The 3,456-nt window shown below is 68.9% G+C and carries 3 protein-coding genes and 1 pseudogene; all 4 read right to left on the reverse strand.

All coding sequences use genetic code 11. The annotated features are described in order from the left end of the window. A pseudogene (locus DPV74_RS40055) lies at nucleotides 1-136 on the reverse strand (recombinase RecA); the annotation flags it as partial. A gap of 328 nt (nucleotides 137-464) precedes the next feature. After that, nucleotides 465-1,259, reverse strand: a complete 795-nt coding sequence (locus DPV74_RS40060; protein WP_119339197.1) for an ABC transporter ATP-binding protein — start codon at nucleotides 1,257-1,259, stop codon at nucleotides 465-467. Nucleotide 1,260: 1 nt separating this feature from the next. Further along, nucleotides 1,261-2,157, reverse strand: coding sequence for an ABC transporter permease (locus tag DPV74_RS40065; RefSeq protein ID WP_027789071.1), 897 nt, complete (start codon nucleotides 2,155-2,157; stop codon nucleotides 1,261-1,263). 139 nt (nucleotides 2,158-2,296) lie between these two features. Then, entirely contained in the window at nucleotides 2,297-3,262 is a 966-nt protein-coding gene (locus DPV74_RS40070; RefSeq protein ID WP_119339198.1) for an ABC transporter substrate-binding protein, read from the reverse strand. Nucleotides 3,263-3,456: the final 194 nt, after the last annotated feature.

Raw genomic sequence — 3,456 nt, forward strand, 5'->3', positions numbered from 1 at the left:
GCCAGCCGCCGCCCGGCAGCTCGGCCGACAGCGGGGCGAAGCCGGTATCGATCGTGCGCGGGCCGCCGCGCGCGAGCTGGGAACCGCGCCACAGGGACGGATGAAGGGATTCGGGAGAAATGGAGGATGCGAGCATGACGCCACCCACAACTGTATGGATATACAGTATATGGCAATGCGCTCGCGTCGCACAGCACCGGCGCGAAACCGGTTTTCGTCAGAGGAAAAACGACGGGAAAGCCGGCGCGGTCGTCATGTTACGCCGCACCGGAGCGGGCATGGCCGGATCGTGCCGCCCGAACGCGCGCCACCGCCAACCGGGCCGAATTGCCGACCCGCCGCGCCACCCCAATTCGTCGGGCCGATTTTGTCGACCCGACCCGACTCGCCGGGCCGGCACGCCAACCCTCACGCGAACCGGCACGATGCAACACCCCGCGCCGCGCCGGCCCGCCAGCCGCCCGTCAGCCGAGCAGCAGCGCGTCGTCGTCGAGCTGCTCGTGACGCACCTTCTCGAACATCTGCAGCAGGTCCGGCACGTCGAGCCCCTTGCGCGCGTCGCCCGACACGTCGAGCACGACCTGCCCCTGGTGCAGCATCACCGTGCGGTCGCCGTAGTCGAGCGCCTGCCGCATGCTGTGCGTGACCATCATCGTCGTCAGCTTGCTCTCGGCGACGATGCGCGCGGTCAGCTCCAGCACGAACGCGGCCGTCTTCGGGTCGAGCGCGGCCGTGTGCTCGTCGAGCAGCAGGATCCGCGACGGCTGCAGCGACGCCATCAACAGGCTCACCGCCTGCCGCTGGCCGCCCGACAGCAGACCGATCCGGTCGGTCAACCGGTTTTCCAGCCCGAGGTTCAGCAGCCGCAGCTTGTCGCGGAACAGCTCGCGCGACGGCCGGTCGAGCGCCGCGCGAAAACCGCGCCGCGCGCCGCGCGCCATCGCGAGCGCCATGTTCTCCTCGATCGTCAGCGCCTCGCAGGTGCCGGCCATCGGATCCTGGAACACGCGCGCGACGAGGTGCGCACGGTTCCACGCGGCCTTGCGCGTGACGTCCGTGCCGTCGATCGAGATGCGTCCCGCATCGACGGCCTGGTCGCCGCTGATCGCATTGAGGAAGGTCGATTTGCCGGCGCCGTTCGAGCCGATCACCGCGACGAACTGGCCGTCGGGAATCTCGAGCGACAGCCCGCGCAGCGCGCGCGTCTCGATCGGCGTGCCGGGATTGAACGTCAGTTTCAGGTCTTGTGCGGACAGCATGTCAGGCCCCTCCGTTCTTGCGCGCGAACAGCTTCTTGCGCGTTGCCGGCAGCACCAGCGCGATCGTGACGAGCGCGGCCGTCACGAGGTTCAGGTCCTGCGCCTTCAGGCCGATGAATTCGCTGTTCAGCGCAAGCGCGATGAAGAAGCGGTAGACGATCGCGCCGAGCACGACGGCGAGCGTCGTCAGCACGAGCCGGCGCGCCGGCAGCAGCGTCTCGCCGATGATCACCGCGGCCAGCCCGATCACGATCGTCCCGATCCCCATCGAGATGTCCGCGCCGCCCTGCGTCTGCGCGAACAACGCACCGGCGAGCGCGACGAGCGCGTTCGACAGCGCCATCCCGGCGAGCGTCGCGCGGCCGGTCGCGATGCCCTGCGCGCGCGCCATCCGCGGGTTCGCGCCGGTCGCGCGCATCGCGAGGCCGAGCTGCGACGAGAAGAACCAGTCGAGGCCGAGCTTCGCGACCACGACGACGATCGCGAGCAGCGCGGGGCGCAGCACGTAATCGGGCATCCAGTCGGGCTGCAGCACGGTGAAGACGGTCGGCTCGGTGATGAGCGGCACGTTCGGCCGGCCCATGATCCGCAGGTTCACCGAATAGAGCGCGATCATCATCAGGATGCTGGCGAGCAGGTCCATGATCTTCAGGCGCACGTTGAGCCAGCCGGTGATGAAGCCGGCCGCCGCGCCCGCGACGATCGCGATGCAGGTCGAGCTGAACGGGTCGTAGCCGGCGGAGATCAGCGTCGCGGCGACGGCGCCGCCGAGCGGAAAGCTGCCGTCGACGGTGAGGTCGGGGAAGTTGAGGATGCGAAACGAGATCAGCACCCCGAGGGCGACGAGGCTGAAGATCAGGCCGATCTCCAGGGCGCCCAGAAACGAGAACAGAGACATGATGGGGAAATCCTGTTGCTTCCCGGCCGGACGTGTACGGCCGGGCGAAGCGAACGGGCGGCCCCGGGTGGGAGCCGCCCGTCCGGCGGTGTCGTTCAGGCCCGGATCGGGCCTGCAGGCGCGGCGGTCGGGCCGCGGCTTACTTGATGACCGTCTTCGCGTCCTTGAGCAGATCCGGCGCGAGCGTCACGCCCTGCTTCGCAGCCGCGCCCGTGTTCGCGAACAGCTCGAGGTTGCTGCTCGTTTCCGACGCGATCGCGCCCGGTTTCTCGCCCTTCAGGATGCGCGCGACGACCTTGCCCGTCTGGCGGCCGAGGTCGCCGTAGTTGATGCCGAGCGCCGCGATGCCGCCGCGCTTCACGCTGTCGGTGTCGCCGGCGACGAGCGGGATCTTCGCTTCGTTCGCGACCTTCACGAGCGCTTCGTACGCGGACACGACGTTGTTGTCGGTGTTCGTGTAGATCACGTCGACCTTGCCGATCAGGCTCTTCGCGGCCGGGCCGATGTCGACGGTGCGCGGCGCGGCCGATTCCTTCAGCGTCATCCCCTGCTTCGCGAGGATTTCCTTCAGTTCCTTCACGACGACGACCGAATTCGCCTCGCCCGGGTTGTAGACCATGCCGACCGTCTTCGCGTTGGGCACGACGCGCTTGATCAGCGCGACCTGGCGATCGAGCGGCAGCTTGTCGGACACGCCCGTCACGTTGGTGCCCGACGGGCCCCAGCCCTTCACGAGCTGCGCGGCGACCGGATCGGTCACGCCCGAATAGACGACCGGCACGCTCTTCGTCGACGCGACCACCGCCTGCGCGGCCGGCGTCGCGATCGCGACGATCACGTCGGGCTGGTCGCCGACGAACTTGCGCGCGATCTGCGCGGCCGTGCCCGTGTTGCCCTGCGCGCTCTGGTATTCCCACTTGAGCTTGTCGTCGCCGTAGCCTTCCGCCTTCAGTTCGGCGCGCACGCCGTCGCGGATCGCATCGAGCGCCGGGTGGTCGACGATCGACAGCACCTTGACGGTCTGTGCGTGCGCGGCACCAGCCAGCGCGAGCGCGGCCACGCCGGCCGTGATCGAACGGATCGCGAAAGTCTTGAAACGCTTCATGGGTGTGTCTCCCCCGTATTGTGTCGGTTCTGGATGATGGATTCCCGCCGCCGTCATGCGGGCGCCGCCACGCGTGCGACGCGGTGGCGGCCGGCCCGTGCGTGCCCCGGGAAGGCGCGCAGCGGCGAACGCACGAGGATACCATTTCCGCAGACCACCGCCTGACTCCGAGCTTTCTTGAAGAGGCCGGGCCG

The sequence above is a fragment of the Burkholderia sp. HAN2018 genome (assembly GCF_024704855.1).
GTDB lineage: Bacteria > Pseudomonadota > Gammaproteobacteria > Burkholderiales > Burkholderiaceae > Burkholderia > Burkholderia cepacia.

What these genes read in the sequence shown, in the direction of transcription:
- DPV74_RS40070 (WP_119339198.1), bottom strand. Translation starts at nt 3,262, where the DNA reads ATGAAGCGTTTCAAGACTTTCGCGATCCGTTCGATCACGGCCGGCGTG.
- DPV74_RS40060 (WP_119339197.1), bottom strand. Translation starts at nt 1,259, where the DNA reads ATGCTGTCCGCACAAGACCTGAAACTGACGTTCAATCCCGGCACGCCG.
- DPV74_RS40065 (WP_027789071.1), bottom strand. Translation starts at nt 2,157, where the DNA reads ATGTCTCTGTTCTCGTTTCTGGGCGCCCTGGAGATCGGCCTGATCTTC.